Source organism: Flavobacterium odoriferum (assembly GCF_025499515.1).
Taxonomy (GTDB): Bacteria; Bacteroidota; Bacteroidia; order Flavobacteriales; family Flavobacteriaceae; genus Flavobacterium; species Flavobacterium odoriferum.
The window spans coordinates 92,532-111,063 of sequence record NZ_JAMKFA010000005.1; the positions used below are offsets into that span (position 1 = coordinate 92,532).

The following is an 18,532-nucleotide window of genomic DNA, read 5'->3' on the forward strand; positions in this document are numbered from 1 at the left end:
CCAAAATTAGTTTCATGGCATACCAAGATATTTTAGACGGAATCTATAACGAAGTCATCCAAATTGAAAACACCGGAAAAGTAGCCGATTACATTCCAGAATTAGCAAAAATTGATGCTAATAAGTACGGAATTGCATTGGTAGACAAACATCAAAACGTGTTTACAAAAGGTGATGCTTTGGAGAAATTTTCGATTCAGAGTATTTCAAAAGTCATTACCACTTCGCTTATATTTTCTAAAATTGGAAACGATTTATGGGAACGCGTAGGTTATGAACCTTCGGGAAATTCGTTTAATTCGTTAGTGCAATTGGAAAACGAAAATGGTATTCCAAGAAATCCATTCATCAATGCTGGCGCTTTAGTTATTGCCGATTTAATGTTAGAACATTTTGAAAATCCAAAAGCATTCCTTCTTGATTTCGTAAGAGAACTGACCGAAAATCCAAACATCAATTACAACGAAAATGTAGCACAATCTGAAAAAGCTTTCGGTTACAGAAATGCAGCTTTGGTAAACTTTATCAAATCATTCAACAACATCAAAAACGAACCAGAGGCGGTATTAGACTTTTATTATCATCAATGCTCTATTGAAATGAGTTGCGTGGATTTAGCTAAATGTTTTCAAGTTTTCGCTAATAATGGGGTAATTCCTAAAAGTGATAAAAAATTCCTATCCACAAGCAAATGCAAACGCATGAATGCTTTAATGCAAATGTGTGGTTTTTATGATCAAGCGGGCGAATTTACTTTTAAAGTTGGGCTTCCTGGAAAAAGTGGTGTTGGTGGTGGCGTCGTTGCGGTTTTCCCAAATCATTACACCGTAGCGGTTTGGAGTCCGAAATTAAACAAAAAAGGAAATTCATTTTATGGATTAGAAACCTTAGAACGATTAACAACAGAAACCTCGTTATCCATATTTTAAAATCTTATCAACAATTCGCAAAAGCAAAAAAGTTTCTCGTAAATAATAATTACTTTTGCAGTTCTTAAAATTTCAACGATTATGATTTATAAATTCAGAGCTATTCTCGATGCTGAAGAAGATATTTTTAGAGATATTGCCATCGAAAGCGACAATTCATTAGAAGATTTACACAATGCGTTAATCAATGCATTTGGTTTTGACGGAACAGAAGTAGGCGCTTTTTATACGTGTGCAAACGATTGGTCTTGGCATGAAGAAGATGGTATTCCGTTGTTTGATACAGGTGATATTCCTGGGGAAATCAAAACTATGGCTGAATATAGATTAGACGATTTAGTTCACGAACAAAACACTAAATTAGTATATGTGTATGATTTGTTTTCGATGTGGACATTTTTCTTAGAATTAGCCGCTATTGAAGAAAAAGCTCTTAGTGAAACATATCCTGCTTTATTATTTTCACACGGCGAACTTCCAGCTGAGGCTTTACAAAGTGGTATGCGAGGAGATTTATCTGACGAAGATATGTTTGGCGAATTTGAAGATGATTTAGATGATGATGACTTCGACATGTTTGATGGAGACGATAGTTTTGAAGACATGGGATTTGAAGAAAATTGGAACTAAAAGCCAAAGAATTAAAAAGAATAAACCAAAATACAATCTTTAAAAGCCAAGAAAAAACAACACCAGTTCTATCTTGGCTCTTTTATCTAAACTATAAAAAATGATCAATCTATTTAACGCACATATTGAAAACCTATCTATTCACCGCGTAGGAAATAAAAGTAGAAACGAAGCTATTTTCTTATCTGAAAATCCATACGGATTGAATGATGAAATCATGCCTTTATTAAAAGAATTTTTCTTTAAACCATTTCGTGAAAAAGAAGAAAATTACTTTCAGTTTGCTCACGAAGTAGATTTAGAATACAACGAAATGTACAATTTTGCTTCAGAAGTTTTCAATAACCCAAGCGAAATTCACAACGTTTCAAAAAAAATCACAAAACACCTTTTTGAGCAATCGAATCATCCGCATATTAAAAACGGAGAAGTGTATGTAGCCTATTTTACACACGTTTCTATTGATAATAATGTAGTTGACGCTATTGGTGTTTTCAAAAGTGAAGTACAAACCGATTTCTTACAATTCGAAGAAAAAGAAAGCAACTTAGAAATGATTTTACAACAAGGAATCAACTTGAATAAGTTAGATAAAGGTTGTATCATTTTCAATTATAAAAAAGAAGAAGGCTACAAAATTTTAACCGTAGATAGCAATCGTTACGATGCGCGTTATTGGTTAGAGCATTTCTTATCAGTTGATGCGTTTCAAGATGAAAACTTCATGACGAAGAAATACTTAAAATTCTGTCAAGAGTTTGCCAAAGAAGTAGTTTTACCTGCTGAAGACAAGCAACAAGAAGTATTGTTTATGAACCGTGCTATCAATCATTTTGCGAAAAATGATGAGTTTGAAGAAACGGCTTTCTTAAACGAAGTAATGCAAAATCCTGAATTCATTCCAGAATTCAAAAATTATAAAGTAGATAAAGGAGCTAAATACAGCATCGAAGACGTTTCAAGTTTTCCAATTGCAAATGCTGCCGTTACTGATGTGCGTCGTACGTTAAAAAACACAATTCAATTAGATACCAATATTCAAATCAAATTAGATTTCATCAACCCAGAAAGCGCTGAGAAATTCGTTGAAAAAGGTTGGGACGAAGAAAAACAAATGTATTATTACTTGGTTTACTTCAATAAAGAACAGAAATCATAAGACATTTACATACAAAATATTAAACCTCAATTACAACTTTGTACTTGAGGTTTTTTTTGAAAGAACTTTAACAAAATATTTTGTTTAACTTTTTTGATTGTAAATTAAACATTCTTTATCTTTGATAAAATTTTAAAAGTCATGGCAAAGAAGAAAGAGATTACTAATCAAGATATTTTAGGTTTCTACATTGATTATTTTTTAGAAAATAACAAAGCGCCACATTCGGTATATAAATTTGCGAAGCAATACAACTTTGAAGAAACTGTATTTTATGCTAATTTTTCATCTTTTGAACAAATTGAAAAAACCTTTTTCACTTCATTATTTCATCAAACAATGGGTTTGTTAGAAAAAAGCGAAGATTTCGAATCGTATGATGCACGAACTAAATTATTAAGTTTTTATTTCACGTATTTTGAAATGTTAACCGCAAACAGAAGTTTCACGGTTGCACTTTTAAAAGAAGACAAAAACAAATTAAAAAGCCTTTCTAAATTAACAGAATTAAGAAAACACTTCAAGCAATTCTTTGATACTTTAGATATTGAAAAAATCGATTTAAAACAAGAAAAATTAATTGAATTTCAAGAAAAAACCATGAGCGAAATGGCTTGGTTCCAATTCTTATTCACTTTGAAATTTTGGATAGAAGACACTTCACTATCTTTTGAAAAAACTGATATTTTTATTGAAAAATCAGTCAACACCAGTTTTGATTTAATGGATATTGCACCTTTGAAAAGTTTAATTGACTTCGGAAAATTTATGTGGCAAGAAAAAGCTTCATTTAAAATGTAATTTTATGAAATCGCTACAAACAAACATTTGCGCAAGCAAAATCTTCTAACAAAAAAGCGATACCATTTTTTACCGCTGAAAAATAAAGTCAAAAAAAATGAAAACTATAGATAGTATTCCAACATCAAAAATTCAGAGAGCATCCAAACTGATTCAAACTGGAGCAAAAGTTGGTGTAAATTACATTAAATATTATGGTGATAAAATCACCAAAACAGAAGCCGAAGCCAAAGAAAATCTAAACATTAACAATGCTTCTGACATTTACGACGGTTTAAAACAAATGAAAGGAAGCGCTTTGAAAGTAGCGCAAATGCTAAGCATGGACAAAAGTATTTTACCTCGTGCTTATGTAGAGAAATTTTCATTAGCTCAATTTTCGGTTCCACCGTTATCGCCACCATTGGTAAACAAAACCTTTAAAAACTATTTTGGCAAACAGCCAAACGAAATATTTGACACTTTTAACGCCACTTCAATAAACGCTGCGAGCATTGGTCAAGTGCACCAAGCGAGCAAGGATGGGAAAAGTCTTGCTGTGAAAATTCAATATCCTGGAGTGGCAGAAAGTATTAGTTCTGATTTGGCGATGGTAAAGCCAATTGCGATTAAAATGTTCAATATTAAAGGAAAAGATTCGGATAAATATTTCAAAGAAGTTGAAGATAAATTGATTGAAGAAACCAATTACATCAACGAAGTTAAACAAAGCATTGAAATGGCTGAAGCTTGTGCCACTATTCCTAATTTAATTTTTCCAAAGTATTATCCTGAATGGTCATCTGAAAAAATTATCACAATGGATTGGATGACAGGCGAACATTTGTCAGAATTCACCGCTCACAATACCGATGCTGAAAAATCGAATATTTTAGGACAAACGCTTTGGGATTTTTATATGTTTCAAATGCATAATTTAAGAAAAGTCCACGCAGATCCGCATCCAGGAAACTTCTTAATTACTAAAGATACCAAATTAATCGCATTAGATTTTGGTTGTATTAAAGAAGTTCCGAATGATTTTTATGTTCCTTATTTTGAATTGGCGAAGAAAGAAAATTTAGCTAATCCAGAATTTTTCAAATCAAAATTATACGAATTAGAAATATTAAGAACAGACGATTCTAAAGAAGAAACTGAGTTTTTCACTGCGATGTTTCACGAATTATTAAGCTTATTCGCAAGACCTTTTCATGTAGAAGAATTTGATTTTTCTGATGATGAATTTTTTGGACAAATTGCCGATTTAGGCGAACGCTATTCAAAAAGCACAGAATTAAGAAATATGAATGGAAATCGAGGTTCCAAACATTTCATTTACATCAACAGAACATTCTTTGGTTTATACAATTTAATGCACGATTTAAAAGCTAAAAATGTAAAAATCAACAACTTTATAAAATATTAATTTTGCTCCAAGTTTACTTAAAATCCCTAACTAAACCATAATGTTAGGGATTTTTTATGTTTTATATTTTAAAGTTGGTAACAAATACAACAACTGTTCGTCTTATTTATAAATCAAAAAACGAACAAACTTGGAAACCATTTTAAAAATCACCAATCTTAATAAGATTTTCAATAAACATTTGCACGCAGTTAAAAACGTGTCTTTTGAAATCAAAAAAGGAAATGTTTACGGAATTCTTGGACCCAACGGCTCTGGAAAATCAACCACTTTAGGAATAGTATTAAACGTTGTCAATAAAACTTCAGGCGATTTTGAATGGTTTGGAGGGAAATCAAACACTCATGATGCACTAAAAAAAGTAGGTGCTATTATTGAACGACCAAATTTTTATCCGTACATGACTGCCAAAGAAAATTTGGAATTGGTATGTAAAATCAAAGGAACTTCACTTTCAAAAGTAGACGAGAAATTAGAATTGGTTGGACTTTTAGAACGAAAAAACGATAAATTCAGAACGTATTCACTTGGTATGAAACAACGTTTAGCGATTGCTTCTGCCCTACTAAATGATCCAGAAATTTTAATTTTAGATGAACCAACAAACGGTTTAGATCCTCAAGGAATTAGACAAATTAGAGATATTATCCGAATTATCGCTTCGCAAGGAACCACTATTTTATTGGCTTCGCATTTGTTAGATGAAGTTGAAAAAGTATGTAGTCATGTGGTTGTTTTGCGTAAAGGTGAAATGTTATATCAAGGTTCGGTTCATGATATGATTGAAAACAATAGCTTTTTCGAGTTAAAATCAGACGATAAAGAGCAACTTAAATTGGCACTTCAAAATCATCCTTCAATTGAAAAAATAGAGGAAGAAGAAGGAAAAGTATTGGTTTATTTAAAACAAGATATTGCTGCCAAAGATTTAAACTCGTATCTGTTTGAACAAAAAATTGTTTTAGAACATCTTGTTAAAAGAAAAAACAGCTTAGAAGAACAATTTTTAGAATTAACCAAAAACTAACACAATCATGAAAAGATTATTATCTATAGAATTTCAAAAAATTTGGAAAAACAAAGCCAGTCGTGTATTACTTCTTGCTTATTTTGTTTTATTAAGCTCAATTGCTTTAGTTGCATCAATCAAATTTAGTTTTGGAACTTTCGAAATTAGAATTGCTGACCAAGGAATTTTTAATTTCCCATACATTTGGCATTTTAATACATTTGTAGCTGCATTATTCAAAATATTCTTAGCGGTAGTTATCGTTTCAATGATGGCAAACGAATACACTTATGGTACTTTAAAACAAAATTTAATTGACGGATTGAGTAAAAAAGAATTTATCTATTCTAAGTTTCTTGTCGTAGGTTCTTTTGCATTAGCCTCTACGCTTTTTGTATTTATCATGTCCTTAATTTTAGGGTATTCATTTTCTTCATATACTGAATTATCAATTGTATTTACAGATTTAGAATATTTATTAGCCTTTTTTATTAAACTTTTTGCCTTTTTCTCTTTCTGTTTGTTCTTGGGAATTTTAGTAAAACGAAGTGCTTTTGCTCTTGGTTTTTTAACCTTATGGTTTATTGCTGAACAAATAATTTATTGGATTGTAAAATTTGTAATTTTAAGTGGCGACGATAAACATAAAAATTTTGGAGATACAATGATAAAATATTTCCCAATGGAATCTATGTGGAATTTAAGCAAAGAACCTGTTACTAGATTTAATGCTGTTAAAACTATAGAAAATGCAATGGGAGGAGCACAAAATATTAAAGATTACGGCGTACATTTTTCCGAAGTTAGCATTGTTTTAGTCTGGACATTTATATTTATTTTAACATCATATTACATCTTAAAAAAGAGAGATTTATAGTATCTTTGCCGATGCTATGATTACAATAAAAAATACCCTTAAAATTGTACTTTTCGGATTGTTTTTTCAGTTCGGAAATGCGCAATATATTACAGTTGATGAAAGCTATACTCCTCAAGATTTAGTTGAAGATATCTTAATAAATAGTCCATGTGCTAATGTATTCAATGTTAGTGTTTCGGGCGGAAATTTTGCTTCAGGTGAAAAAAGTTATGGTTTTTTTGACGCTACTGGTACTGGATTTCCTTTTGAAAACGGAATTATACTTTCTACTGGAAAAATTAATAATTCCCCTGGTCCAAATTCATATCTTTCAGATGATGGCGGAAGCATGGGTTGGAATGGTGATCCCGATTTGAATCAGGCTTTAGGTTTAAGTAATTCATTCAATGCTACCATTTTAGAATTTGATTTTATCCCACTTGGAAATCATATTAGTTTTGATTATATCTTTTCATCTGAACAATATCTATCAAGTCCAACATCAGGACAATGCAATTTTACTGATGGTTTTGCATTTTTATTAAAAGAAGCAAGTGCTACTACATATGATAATTTAGCTGTAATTCCAGGTACAAATATACCAGTAAAAGTAAATACCGTTCGTGGTCCTGGCACAATTTGTCCACCAGCAAATGCTACCTATTTTGATGCATTTAACGATGATAATCACCCAACAAATTACAACGGACAAACAGTGGTTTTAACAGCTCAAGCCGATGTAATTCCAGGTCAAACTTATCATATAAAATTAGTAATTGCAGACGAAGGAAATTATAGATACGATTCGGCAATATTTCTTGGAGGTGGTAGTTTTAATTTTGGAATAGATATTGGTGATGATCGTTTAATAGCAGATGGAAATCCACTATGTCCAAGCGAAACTTTAGTTGTTGATGCTACTCAAACCGGAGCAACAGGCTATCAATGGTTTCAAAATGATATTGCTTTGATAGGTGAAACAAATTCAACTTACACTGTAATTTCTGAAGGCGAATATTCCGTTAAAATAAATTATGGAACTTTATGCCAAACTACTGGAAATATTACAATTGAATATGCAACCGACTTAATCGTAAACGAGGATACATTCTATTTATGTGATGCTGATGATAATCAAGACGGAATAATGACATTTGATTTATCTACTATTACACCTGATTTATTTACAAACTTACCTTCAAGTTACACTGTTTCATTTTTTGAATCTACTTCAAGTACCATTGCTTTACCAACAATTTACACAAATACAACTGCCTATAATCAACCTGTTTTTGCAAGAATAATGAATATTCAAGGTTGTTATTCTGATTATCCTGTAAATTTAGTCATAAAAACTTTTAACGAAATAGTTACAGACGAAGAAGTAGGTTTGTGCGAAACCAGTTCTATTATTCTAAATGCTGGTTCAGGATTTTCAAGCTATACTTGGAATACAACTCCAGTAGAAACTACACAATCTATTACGGTTGACACACCTGGAACCTATATTGTTACGCTAACAAATTCAAATAATTGTTCAAAAACCAAAACATTTACCGTTACAACATCAGGAATTGCTACTATTAACGACGTTATAATTAATGATTTTTCAGATAATAATACAATAACAGTTGATTATTCTGGATTAGGTGTTTATGAGTTTTCATTAGATGGTACAAATTATCAAAGTTCAGCTATTTTCAACAATCTGAATGAAGGAGAATACACTGTTTTCGTTAGAGATACCAAGGGCTGTGGTGAAGTTTCAAAAACATTTTACATCTTAGATTATCCAAAATTTTTCACTCCAAATGGAGATGGAACAAACGATTTTTGGCGAATTAAAAACTTAAACAAGCGCAATTTGCAAAATAGTACCATTGATATTTTTGACAGATATGGCAAATTAGTCTTCCAAATAAATCCAAGAAATCAAGTTTGGGACGGAAATTTCAACGGTTATGCACTACCTAGTTCAGATTATTGGTTTGTAATTCAATTGACCGATGGGAAAATAGTAAAAGGGCATTTTACTCTAAAACGTTAGGCATAATTATTGCACAATAGCTTACAAAATAATATATTCGCAGTATGATGCAAGTACACGAAATTGAAGCTATAAAAATACTATTAGCTACTCCAAAAAAAATTACCATAATTCCACATAGAAACCCAGATGGCGATGCTATGGGTTCAACTTTAGGGTTATATCATATATTAAAACAATTACAACATGATGTTGTTGTGATTGCTCCTAACGAATTTCCAGATTTTTTAGCTTGGTTACCCGAAAGTGAAAAAGTATTGATTTTTGAACGAAGTTTTGATAAATGTAAATCCATTTTAGAAAAATCAGAAGTAATTTTTACATTAGATTTTAATGCTTTGCATAGAACTGGTGACCAAATGGAAAACCTGCTAAAGACGCTAACTGCAACAAGTATTATGATTGATCATCATCAATCACCAGATGGTTATGCAACCTATACTTTTTCAGATACTGCTTATGGTTCTACTTGCCAAATGGTATATGATTTTATTTATCAGTTAGATTATGAAAATCTATTAAACAAAACAGTTGCAACATGCTTGTATACTGGAATTGTAACCGATTCTGGCAGTTTCCGTTTTCCAAAAACTACGGGTGCAACACACAAATGTGTAGCCGATTTAATCGAAAGAGGTATAAATAATAGTGAAATTCATAATTTACTTTTTGATAATTCAAGTTATAATCGCTTATTACTGCTTGGAAAAGCGCTTCAAAATTTAAAAATTTTAGATCAATACAAAACATCGTATATTACATTAAGTCAAGATGAGTTGAATGCATTTGGTCACCAAAAAGGTGATACCGAAGGTATTGTAAACTATGGATTAAGTATAAAAGGAATTGATTTTACAGCAATTTTCATCGAACATAAAGAAGAAGGAATAATAAAAATATCATTCCGTTCGCAAGGTGATTTTGATGTGAATAAATTTGCCAGAAATCATTTTAATGGTGGCGGACACATTAATGCTGCTGGCGGAAAATCTTTTTTATCACTTAATGAAACGGTACAACAATTTATTGCTATTTTAGCAATTGAAAAAAAATAACTTCCAATGAAAAAACTTACCTACATACTAATTGTCTTTATAATACTCACACTTACAAGCTGTTCTCAACAACAAGAACAAGCTCGCAAACCAATATCACATACCTCTGGAACTTTTATTAAAGAATCCATAGAGCGTAATAAAATATTAGTTGCAAGCGAAGAGAAAACAATTGATTCTTTGATTAAAAATGATACTTTAAAACAATATATAGCTTCAAGTAAAGGATATTGGTACAAATATGAAACTAAAATAGAAGAGCCAACTGCATTTCCTAAAAGAGGTGACATTGCTTTTTTTGATTACGAAATTAAAGATTTAAAAAGTCGTATAATTTATACCAAATTAGAAACAAAACCTCAAACTTACTACGTTGACAAAGAAAACATAATGATGGGGTTGCGCGATGGTATTAAATTAATGAAAAAAGGCGAAACAATTACTTTTTTATTCCCTTCACATATGGCATACGGTTATCATGGTGATGACAAAAAAATTGGAACAAATGAGCCTTTAATTTGCACCGTAACTTTAAATGACATAAAATTAGACCCAAAACCAAAAAATTAATAATGAAAAAAATGAAACCGATTTCAATTTTATTTTTAAGTTTAATAACCCTTTTTGCTTCATGCTCAAAGTCATATGACCAATTAAAAGAAGGAATTTATGCCGATATAGAAACTTCAAAAGGAAACATGATTGTAAAACTTGAATATCAAAAAGTACCCAACACCGTTGCAAACTTTATAACACTTACTGAAGGAAAAAACCCTTTTGTAAGTGATGAATTCAAAAATAAACCATTTTATGATGGTTTAAAATTTCATAGAGTAATTGCAGATTTTATGATTCAAGGCGGTGATCCAAATGGAGATGGTTCTGGAGGTCCAGGATATAAATTTAAAGATGAGTTTCATCCTGATTTAAAACATACAAAAGCTGGAATTCTTTCAATGGCAAATGCTGGTCCTGGAACAAACGGAAGTCAATTTTTTATAACACATAAAGAAACTCCTTGGTTAGACAACATGCATAGTGTTTTTGGAGAAGTAATTGAAGGCTTGGAAATCATCAATGCAATTAAATCTGATGATGTAATTGAAAAAATTACAATTGTTAGAATTGGAAGCGACGCAAAAAAATTCGATGCTGTTAAAATTTTTAAAAGCTATTATTCAAAAGTAGCCAAAGAACAAAAGGAAACAGAAGAAAAAGCAAAAGTGCTAGCAGAAAGCAAAATAAAAGAAATCAATGATGTAAAAGTAAACGGTACCAAATCAAAATCAGGTTTAATCTATGAAATTATTACAACTGGTGATGGTAAAAAACCTACTGCAGGAAGCAAAATTTATATTAATTACACAGGGTTTTTAGAAAACGGCTTACAATTTGATACTACCATTGAAGAAAGTGCAAAACAATTTGGAACTTATAATCCAAACAAAGCCGCTCAAAACGGTTATGCCCCTTATCCAGCAGCTATGGGGAATTTACAATTTATTCCTGGTTTTGTTGAAGGTATCAATTTATTAAACTTTGGAGGAAAAGCTAAACTATATATTCCTTCAAATTTAGCATATGGACCACAAGGTGCTGGAGGAATTATTCCGCCTAATGCAGACATCTATTTTGAAATTGAACTATTAGAAAATCCAACAAAATAATCACAATGAAAAACATACTTAAATCAGTAGCAATTGTACTAAGTTTTATTACTTTAGGATTTGCACAAGACAAAAAAAAAGACGGCATTTTTGCTGAAATAAATACTACAAAAGGCAAAATTGTAGTTGAATTAGAATACAAGAAAACTCCAGTAACTGTAGCTAATTTCATTTCCTTAGCAGAAGGAAAAAACACTAAAGCAGATGCAAAATTTAAAGGAAAACCATACTATAACGGATTAAAATTTCACCGTGTAATTGCTGATTTCATGATTCAAGGTGGTTGCCCTGATGGAACTGGAGCTAGTGGACCAGGTTATAAATTTGATGATGAAATTGTTGCCGATTTAAAACACTCAGGAAAAGGAATTTTGTCAATGGCAAATGCAGGACCTGCTACTAACGGAAGTCAATTTTTTATCACTCATAAAGCAACTCCTTGGTTAGATGGAAAACACACCGTTTTTGGACATGTAGTAAGTGGATTAGAAATTGTTGACAAAATCGTACAAGATGATATAATTACATCTGTAAAAATTATTAGAACTGGAAAAGAAGCAAAAAAATTCAATGCTGAAAAAGTATTTGCAGACTATTTCATAAATAAAGAAGCTGCTGAAAAATTGGCTGCTGAAAAGCAAAAGGAAGCTAAAGAAAAAGCTTTAAAAGAATTTGCTACTGCAGCAACTACTCCAAGTGGTCTAAAATACATTGTATTACAAGAAGGAACTGGAAACAAACCAGTTGCAACAAGTAATGTTAAAGTACATTACACTGGAATGTTTTTAGACGGAAAAGTATTTGACAGCAGTGTACAAAGAGGTGAAACTATCGATTTTGGTTTGAACCAAGTAATCAAAGGTTGGACAGAGGGTGTTCAATTAATGAAAGAAGGAGCAAAATACAAATTTTATATTCCATCTAATTTAGCTTATGGCGAAAGAGGTGCTGGTGGCGTTATTCCTCCAAATACTGATTTAATTTTCGAAGTTGAATTAATAAAGATAAATCAATAATAAAAAAAGCCGCTAATTAAATTAGCGGCTTTTTTTATTATACTTATTTAAATTAGAATCTCCAGTCAAATTCGTCTTTATCACTAAAAACGGCACCAACTTCAATCTTTACAATTTCGTTATAATCAACATGAACGAATAACCAATTTTCTTCGTTAAAGTAACTCATCATACCTTCTACTGTATCGGTTTCAAAAGACTTTACTTTATTCTTTTCTAAAACAGGAAAAACATCACTCCAATTCTTTCCAATTAAAGTCGTGTTGAACAACTTCACAACTGGATTTGTTGTTGTCATATAACCTAATTTGAATGCTTCTTCTTTGTAAAAAATTAAACGAAGTTTTCTAGCATTATACATAAAAACAACGTTTTCTTCCTCGTCTTTGTATTGTGTATCGGGTTTACCCAAAATTTTTGTAACATCTTGCTCTTTCATTCCGAAAAGCAAATTGTCAATTCCGTATTTCAATTTAATTTCCATTATTCTTTATGCTAAAAAATCCCGATTTTCATCGGGATTCAAATTAATTATATTTTAAAACGTTTTCTATCGTTTTCTGTCAAATAAATTTTTCTTAAACGAATAGATTTTGGAGTAACCTCAACATATTCATCTTTTTGAATGTATTCTAATGCTTCTTCTAATGAGAAAATAATCGGTGGAATAATTCTTGCTTTTTCATCATTTCCAGATGAACGTACGTTTGACTGTTTTTTAGCCTTAGTTACGTTAATACACATATCATCACCACGAGAGTTTTCACCAATTACTTGACCTTCATAGATCTCAGCATTTGGCTCCACGAAGAATTTACCACGATCTTGTAATTTATCGATAGAATAAGGAATAGCTTTTCCGTTTTCCATAGAAATTAACGATCCATTGTTACGTCCAGGAATTGCTCCTTTGAAAGGTTCGTATCCAATGTAACGGTGTGACATAATTGCTTCACCTGCAGTTGCAGTTAACAATTGATTTCTTAAACCAATGATACCACGAGATGGAATATTAAATTTAATAATCATACGATCACCTTTAGCTTCCATTGATAACATTTCTCCTTTACGGATAGTTACGAATTCAACTGCTCTACCTGAAAGATTTTCTGGTAAATCGATTGTTAATTCTTCAATTGGCTCACATTTTTGACCATCAATTTCTTTGATGATTACCTGTGGTTGACCAATTTGTAATTCATAACCTTCTCTTCTCATAGTTTCAATAAGAACCGATAAGTGAAGAACTCCACGACCAAAAACCATGAATTTATCAGCAGAATCAGTTTCACCTAACTTCATTGCTAAGTTTTTCTCTAATTCTTTAGTTAGACGATCTCTAATATGACGCGATGTTACAAATTTACCTTCTTTACCAAAGAAAGGAGAATCGTTAATTGTAAACAACATACTCATTGTAGGCTCATCAATTGCAATAGTCTGTAAAGCTTCTGGATTTTCAAAATCAGCAATAGTATCACCAATTTCAAATCCTTCAATTCCGATAATTGCACAAATATCTCCAGCAACTACTTCGTCAACTTTTTTACGTCCAAGACCTTCAAAAGTATGTAATTCTTTGATTCTTGATTTTATTACTTTACCATCTCTTTTTACTAAAGATATTGGCATTCCTTCTTTTAAAACTCCTCTTTCTAAACGACCAATCGCAATACGGCCTGTGAATGAAGAGAAATCTAAAGATGTAATTAACATTTGAGGAGTTCCTTCAGATACTTTAGGAGCTGGAACATGTTCCAAAACCATATCTAATAAAGGCTCGATGTTTTCAGTTTGATTTCTAAAATCATCAGACATCCAGTTATTTTTAGCCGAACCATAAACAGTTGGAAAATCTAACTGCGCTTCAGTAGCACCTAATTCAAACATTAAGTCGAAAACTTTTTCATGAACTTCTTCTGGAGTACAGTTTTCTTTATCTACTTTATTAATAACCACACAAGGTTTTAATCCTAAGTCAATTGCTTTTTGTAATACGAAACGCGTTTGAGGCATTGGTCCTTCAAAAGCATCTACTAAAAGACAAACACCATCAGCCATATTAAGTACACGCTCAACCTCACCACCAAAATCGGCGTGACCAGGAGTATCGATAATGTTGATTTTTGTTCCTTTATAAGTTACAGAAACGTTTTTAGAAGTAATAGTAATACCTCTTTCACGCTCTAAATCATTATTATCTAGGATTAAGTCTCCCGTGTTTTCGTTTTCACGAAACAATTGACAGTGGTACATAATTTTATCAACCAAAGTAGTTTTACCGTGGTCAACGTGTGCAATAATTGCGATGTTTCTAATAGAAGTCATTTATTTTATTTTTGAAAGTGCAAAGGTAATCTTTATTTTTGTAAAAACACTATAGTAATCAACACTTTAGTTGAAAATAATAATTGCTTAACATAAAAAAAAGCCCTCATAATGAGAGCTTTAGTGTTATTTGTAACAGTAGACTATAAAGAAGCTACGTGTTTAGTTAACTTAGATTTTAAGTTAGATGCTTTATTATCATGAATGATATTTTTCTTAGCTAATTTATCAATCATAGAAATTACAGTTGATAATTTTGCAGAAGCCTCAGCTTTATCAGTAGCTAAACGAATAGCTTTGATTGCATTACGAGTAGTTTTGTGTTGGTATCTGTTCAACACTCTTTTTTTCTCGTTACTTCTAATTCTTTTTAAAGCAGATTTATGATTTGCCATTTTGTTCTTTTTTTAATTGTAATAATTGTTATAAACTACTAGTTAAAAAAGAAAAACCTCCCACAATTACATTTGTAATCACTTTGGTTTTAACTAATAAAATAACAACAGAGACACCAATCATTATTTTATAAAACTTATTTACAACTAATTCTGTAGCCCGTAGGGGAATCGAACCCCTCTTACCAGGATGAAAACCTGGCGTCCTAACCGAGAGACGAACGGGCCATTAACCTATTCTTTTGTAACCTCAATACTTGTAGCCCGTAGGGGAATCGAACCCCTCTAACCAGGATGAAAACCTGGCGTCCTAACCGATAGACGAACGGGCCATTAACCTATTCTTTTGTAACCTCAATACTTGTAGCCCGTAGGGGAATCGAACCCCTCTTACCAGGATGAAAACCTGGCGTCCTAACCGAGAGACGAACGGGCCATTAACCTATACTTTTTTAACCTCAATAATTGTAGCCCGTAGGGGAATCGAACCCCTCTTACCAGGATGAAAACCTGGCGTCCTAACCGATAGACGAACGGGCCATTACATTAATTTTGTAATGCGAGTGCAAAAATACAACTAATTTTGATTTCTGCAAGACCTTGTATAAAAATTTTTATTTTTTTTTAGTACGCCTTAGCAAAAAGAACTCTTCCTTTAGACGGAGCACCAGTAAACATACATCTTCCAGCCTCTTCTACTCTATCTAAAGCGATACATCTGATAGTGGCTTTTGTAAGTTCTTTTATCTTTTCTTCGGTTTCAGCAGTCCCATCCCAATGTGCCGCTAAGAAGCCTCCTTTGGTTTCCAATAGCTCTTTAAATTCTTCGAAAGAATTCACTTCTGTAATATGAGCATCTCTGTATTTCAATGCTTTAGCAAACATATCATTTTGAATAGTTTCTAATAAATTTTGAATATAAGGTGCTACTCCTTCTTTAGAAACTACTTCTTTTGACAAATTATCTCTACGAGCAATTTCGTAAGTACCGTTTTCTAAATCGTTTGGCCCAAGAGCAATTCGAACAGGAACACCTTTTAATTCCCATTCAGCAAACTTAAATCCTGGTTTTTGTGTATCTCTGTTATCATATTTTACTGAAATACCTAATTTTCTTAATTCCGCAGTTAAACCATTCACTTGTTCTGAAATCGCATCAAACTGCTCATCAGTCTTATAAATAGGAACTATAACCACTTGAATTGGAGCTAAATTCGGAGGCAAAACCAAACCTTTGTCATCTGAATGCGTCATTACCAATGCTCCCATTAAACGCGTTGAAACTCCCCAAGAAGTTCCCCAAACGTGTTCTTGCTTTCCTTCTTTGTTAGCAAATTTCACATCAAAAGCTTTAGCAAAATTTTGACCTAAAAAGTGAGAAGTTCCTGCTTGCAATGCTTTTCCGTCTTGCATTAACGCTTCAATACAATACGTTTCATCTGCTCCAGCAAAACGTTCTGTTTCAGTTTTTAACCCTTTTACAACTGGAATTGCCATGAAATTTTGCACAAAATCGGCATACACATGCATCATTTTTTCTGATTCTTCAATAGCTTCTTGACGCGTTGCATGAGCCGTATGTCCTTCTTGCCATAAAAATTCGGCTGTTCTTAAAAACAAACGCGTTCTCATTTCCCAACGAACAACATTTGCCCATTGATTAATTAGTAAAGGTAAATCTCTATACGATTGAACCCAACCTTTATATGTTGACCAAATAATTGCCTCACTAGTAGGACGAACAATTAGTTCTTCTTCCAATTTAGCGTTTGGATCAACCATTAATTTTCCAGGCTTATCTGGATCATTTTTTAGTCTATAATGTGTTACAATAGCACATTCTTTTGCAAAACCTTCTGCATTTTTTTCTTCGGCTTCAAACATACTTTTCGGCACAAAAAGTGGAAAATAGGCATTGCTATGACCTGTTTCTTTAAACATTTTATCCAATTGGGCTTGCATTTTTTCCCAAATTGCATATCCATATGGTTTAATGACCATACATCCTCTTACTCCTGAATTCTCAGCTAAATCAGCCTTTACAACTAATTCGTTATACCATTTGGAATAATCTTCTTCTCTTGTAGTTAAATTTTTACTCATTTTGAATATATTGGCATAAAAATTGTTTAACTTAATCTTAAGTTATTTATTCCGCAAAAATAGTTAAATTTGAAGTGTCCAACAATAAAAAAAAGAGTTATGAAAACTTATTACCAAATTAATTCGAAAAACATTGCCTTTTCCTTGATAGGATTAGTTTCAATTTTCGCTACTTCATGTGGTTCATATCAAAACTCATCGTATTATGATAATGATGGTGTTTACGGTTCTTATGAACGACCAAGAGAGCAAGTTGAAAACAAATATAGCGAACAAAACATAGAAAAATCGAATGAATATGCTCAGCAATTTAGAGCAATGCAGGAAGATTATTCATATTTTACTGATGTTGATAATTATCAATCTGCAGAACCACAGGATACTGCTGTAGTTGTGTACAGAACTGAATATAGCGATCAAAGTTATGCCGGATGGGGCAATAATGCGTCAGACGTAACAATCAATTATTACAACAACAATTGGGGTTGGAATAATTGGTATTCTCCTTACTGGGGCTATTCTAACATTGGCTGGGGAGCTGGCTGGGGTTGGAATTCTTGGTATGGAGCAAACTGGGGTTGGGGTTGGAACAGCTGGTACTCTCCTTGGGGATGGAATGGTTATTATGGGAATAATTGGGGTTGGAATGGATATTACGGAAACAACTGGGGCTGGAATGGCTACAGAGGTAGAAATGTGGCTTACAATGCTGGACCAAGAGGCGGAAATGGATATTACAATTCTGGTTCTGGAAGAAATGCTGCCAATTACAATAGTGGTAGAAGAACAAACCCAAACTTTAATGCAACACCAAGAAGTACAAATCCTAGAAGTACTTTTCAAAATCCAAGATCATCTCAAAATACAGGAACACCTAGAACAACAAATAATCCTAGAACAAACACTCCAAGAAGCATATCAGCTCCGAGAGAGAATTCGACTGTAACTCCTAGAAGTAATAATAACTATTCAACACCAAGAAGTAATAACAACACTTCTACGCCAAGAAGCAGCAATTACTCAACTCCAAGAAGCTCTTCTTCAAGTGGAAGTTTTGGCGGAAGTTCTTCTGGAGGCGGCGGCCGCTCATCTGGTGGCGGTGGCGGAAGAGGTGGTCGCGGTTAAT

The 18,532-nt window shown here is 32.4% G+C and carries 17 protein-coding genes and 4 tRNA genes; 13 read left to right on the plus strand and 8 right to left on the minus strand.

Translation table 11 applies throughout. From position 1 onward, the window contains the following. The first annotated feature begins 14 nt into the window (after positions 1-14). The 12 genes from M9Q43_RS04940 to M9Q43_RS04995 all read left to right on the plus strand — a co-directional run bounded on the left by M9Q43_RS04940 (position 15) and on the right by M9Q43_RS04995 (position 12,580). Positions 15-929 (plus strand): glutaminase, encoded by a 915-nt coding sequence (locus tag M9Q43_RS04940; protein ID WP_262317863.1) that lies wholly within the window; start codon positions 15-17, stop codon positions 927-929. Between the two features lie 81 nt (positions 930-1,010). After that, a complete protein-coding gene (locus M9Q43_RS04945; protein WP_262317864.1) occupies positions 1,011-1,559 on the plus strand; it encodes a plasmid pRiA4b ORF-3 family protein in 549 nt (182 codons plus the stop codon). A gap of 100 nt (positions 1,560-1,659) precedes the next feature. Then, positions 1,660-2,718 (plus strand): nucleoid-associated protein, encoded by a 1,059-nt coding sequence (locus M9Q43_RS04950; protein WP_153200198.1) that lies wholly within the window; start codon positions 1,660-1,662, stop codon positions 2,716-2,718. 141 nt (positions 2,719-2,859) lie between these two features. Next, entirely contained in the window at positions 2,860-3,519 is a 660-nt protein-coding gene (locus M9Q43_RS04955; RefSeq protein WP_262317865.1) for a TetR family transcriptional regulator C-terminal domain-containing protein, read from the plus strand. Between the two features lie 97 nt (positions 3,520-3,616). Further along, positions 3,617-4,927, plus strand: coding sequence for an ABC1 kinase family protein (locus M9Q43_RS04960; protein ID WP_262317866.1), 1,311 nt, complete (start codon positions 3,617-3,619; stop codon positions 4,925-4,927). Between the two features lie 130 nt (positions 4,928-5,057). Further along, positions 5,058-5,954, plus strand: coding sequence for an ABC transporter ATP-binding protein (locus M9Q43_RS04965; protein ID WP_262317867.1), 897 nt, complete (start codon positions 5,058-5,060; stop codon positions 5,952-5,954). A 7-nt stretch (positions 5,955-5,961) separates the two neighbouring features. Further along, positions 5,962-6,813 carry an ABC transporter permease gene (locus tag M9Q43_RS04970; protein ID WP_262317868.1) on the plus strand — a complete coding sequence of 284 codons (852 nt, stop codon included), beginning with the start codon at positions 5,962-5,964 and terminating at the stop codon, positions 6,811-6,813. 16 nt (positions 6,814-6,829) lie between these two features. Further along, positions 6,830-8,842 (plus strand): T9SS type B sorting domain-containing protein, encoded by a 2,013-nt coding sequence (locus M9Q43_RS04975; RefSeq protein ID WP_262317869.1) that lies wholly within the window; start codon positions 6,830-6,832, stop codon positions 8,840-8,842. A gap of 44 nt (positions 8,843-8,886) precedes the next feature. Next, on the plus strand, positions 8,887-9,897 hold the full coding sequence (locus tag M9Q43_RS04980) for a DHH family phosphoesterase (RefSeq protein ID WP_262317870.1): 1,011 nt from the start codon (positions 8,887-8,889) through the stop codon (positions 9,895-9,897). 6 nt (positions 9,898-9,903) lie between these two features. Continuing rightward, positions 9,904-10,467, plus strand: a complete 564-nt coding sequence (gene gldI / locus M9Q43_RS04985; protein WP_262317871.1) for a gliding motility-associated peptidyl-prolyl isomerase GldI — start codon at positions 9,904-9,906, stop codon at positions 10,465-10,467. A gap of 11 nt (positions 10,468-10,478) precedes the next feature. Beyond that, positions 10,479-11,564, plus strand: a complete 1,086-nt coding sequence (locus M9Q43_RS04990) for a peptidylprolyl isomerase (RefSeq protein WP_262318009.1) — start codon at positions 10,479-10,481, stop codon at positions 11,562-11,564. Positions 11,565-11,569: 5 nt separating this feature from the next. Further along, complete coding sequence (locus tag M9Q43_RS04995; RefSeq protein ID WP_262317872.1) at positions 11,570-12,580, plus strand: peptidylprolyl isomerase; 1,011 nt, start codon at positions 11,570-11,572, stop codon at positions 12,578-12,580. 52 nt (positions 12,581-12,632) lie between these two features. On the opposite strand, the gene M9Q43_RS05000 is transcribed toward M9Q43_RS04995, so the two are convergent. The 8 genes from M9Q43_RS05000 to proS form a co-directional block, all read right to left on the minus strand. Next, positions 12,633-13,064 (minus strand): hypothetical protein, encoded by a 432-nt coding sequence (locus M9Q43_RS05000; RefSeq protein WP_262317873.1) that lies wholly within the window; start codon positions 13,062-13,064, stop codon positions 12,633-12,635. 47 nt (positions 13,065-13,111) lie between these two features. After that, on the minus strand, positions 13,112-14,908 hold the full coding sequence (typA, locus tag M9Q43_RS05005; RefSeq protein ID WP_262317874.1) for a translational GTPase TypA: 1,797 nt from the start codon (positions 14,906-14,908) through the stop codon (positions 13,112-13,114). A 143-nt stretch (positions 14,909-15,051) separates the two neighbouring features. After that, entirely contained in the window at positions 15,052-15,303 is a 252-nt protein-coding gene (gene rpsT, locus M9Q43_RS05010) for a 30S ribosomal protein S20 (protein ID WP_073583040.1), read from the minus strand. A 156-nt stretch (positions 15,304-15,459) separates the two neighbouring features. Next, positions 15,460-15,531: transfer RNA gene (locus M9Q43_RS05015), tRNA-Glu, on the minus strand. A gap of 32 nt (positions 15,532-15,563) precedes the next feature. After that, positions 15,564-15,635 (minus strand) — tRNA-Glu (locus M9Q43_RS05020). Positions 15,636-15,667: 32 nt separating this feature from the next. Continuing rightward, positions 15,668-15,739, minus strand: a tRNA-Glu gene (locus M9Q43_RS05025). 32 nt (positions 15,740-15,771) lie between these two features. Continuing rightward, a tRNA-Glu gene (locus M9Q43_RS05030) sits at positions 15,772-15,843 on the minus strand. Between the two features lie 84 nt (positions 15,844-15,927). Continuing rightward, positions 15,928-17,406, minus strand: coding sequence for a proline--tRNA ligase (gene proS / locus M9Q43_RS05035; RefSeq protein WP_262317875.1), 1,479 nt, complete (start codon positions 17,404-17,406; stop codon positions 15,928-15,930). Positions 17,407-17,505: 99 nt separating this feature from the next. On the opposite strand from proS, the gene M9Q43_RS05040 reads away from it, so the two are divergent. Then, on the plus strand, positions 17,506-18,531 hold the full coding sequence (locus M9Q43_RS05040) for a hypothetical protein (RefSeq protein ID WP_262317876.1): 1,026 nt from the start codon (positions 17,506-17,508) through the stop codon (positions 18,529-18,531). The last annotated feature ends 1 nt before the right edge of the window (position 18,532 follow it).

Coding starts and splice junctions, on each gene's coding strand:
- M9Q43_RS04940 (WP_262317863.1), top strand. CDS start 15: ATGGCATACCAAGATATTTTAGACGGAATCTATAACGAAGTCATCCAA.
- M9Q43_RS04945 (WP_262317864.1), top strand. CDS start 1,011: ATGATTTATAAATTCAGAGCTATTCTCGATGCTGAAGAAGATATTTTT.
- M9Q43_RS04950 (WP_153200198.1), top strand. CDS start 1,660: ATGATCAATCTATTTAACGCACATATTGAAAACCTATCTATTCACCGC.
- M9Q43_RS04955 (WP_262317865.1), top strand. CDS start 2,860: ATGGCAAAGAAGAAAGAGATTACTAATCAAGATATTTTAGGTTTCTAC.
- M9Q43_RS04960 (WP_262317866.1), top strand. CDS start 3,617: ATGAAAACTATAGATAGTATTCCAACATCAAAAATTCAGAGAGCATCC.
- M9Q43_RS04970 (WP_262317868.1), top strand. CDS start 5,962: ATGAAAAGATTATTATCTATAGAATTTCAAAAAATTTGGAAAAACAAA.
- M9Q43_RS04975 (WP_262317869.1), top strand. CDS start 6,830: ATGATTACAATAAAAAATACCCTTAAAATTGTACTTTTCGGATTGTTT.
- M9Q43_RS04980 (WP_262317870.1), top strand. CDS start 8,887: ATGATGCAAGTACACGAAATTGAAGCTATAAAAATACTATTAGCTACT.
- gldI (WP_262317871.1), top strand. CDS start 9,904: ATGAAAAAACTTACCTACATACTAATTGTCTTTATAATACTCACACTT.
- M9Q43_RS04990 (WP_262318009.1), top strand. CDS start 10,479: ATGAAACCGATTTCAATTTTATTTTTAAGTTTAATAACCCTTTTTGCT.
- M9Q43_RS04995 (WP_262317872.1), top strand. CDS start 11,570: ATGAAAAACATACTTAAATCAGTAGCAATTGTACTAAGTTTTATTACT.
- M9Q43_RS05000 (WP_262317873.1), bottom strand. CDS start 13,064: ATGGAAATTAAATTGAAATACGGAATTGACAATTTGCTTTTCGGAATG.
- typA (WP_262317874.1), bottom strand. CDS start 14,908: ATGACTTCTATTAGAAACATCGCAATTATTGCACACGTTGACCACGGT.
- rpsT (WP_073583040.1), bottom strand. CDS start 15,303: ATGGCAAATCATAAATCTGCTTTAAAAAGAATTAGAAGTAACGAGAAA.
- proS (WP_262317875.1), bottom strand. CDS start 17,406: ATGAGTAAAAATTTAACTACAAGAGAAGAAGATTATTCCAAATGGTAT.
- M9Q43_RS05040 (WP_262317876.1), top strand. CDS start 17,506: ATGAAAACTTATTACCAAATTAATTCGAAAAACATTGCCTTTTCCTTG.